The 422-nt window shown below is 71.1% G+C and carries 1 protein-coding gene; it reads left to right on the forward strand.

The window, feature by feature from the left end; all coding sequences use genetic code 11:
• Positions 1–18 precede the first annotated feature (18 nt).
• On the forward strand, positions 19–422 hold a 404-nt coding region (locus AC066S_RS39620; protein WP_478272033.1), incomplete at its 3' end, for an aminotransferase class I/II-fold pyridoxal phosphate-dependent enzyme.

Raw genomic sequence — 422 nt, forward strand, 5'->3', positions numbered from 1 at the left:
GGCTTCGTGATGTACCCGATGAGTGCGCAGCTGCAGGGCCTGGACTTCGTGGGCGTGCCGCTCACGGCCGATTTCGAGCTCGACGAGCCCGCCATGCTGGCCGCCATCGCGCAGCACTGCCCGGCGATCACCTACCTGGCCTATCCCAACAACCCCACGGCCACGCTGTGGGACGAGGGGGCGGTGCAGCGCATCATCGACGCGGTGGGCGCCCAGGGCGGCATCGTGGTGATGGACGAGGCCTACCAGCCCTTCGCCAGCCGCACCTGGCTGGACCGCATGCGCGCCGAGCCCGCGCGCAACGCCCACGTGCTGCTGATGCGCACGCTCAGCAAGTTCGGCCTGGCCGGCGTGCGCCTGGGCTACCTCGCGGGCCCGGCGGCGCTCGTGGACGAGATCGAGAAGGTGCGCCCGCCCTACAA

Source organism: Bradyrhizobium sp. CFUWI (assembly GCF_056429085.1).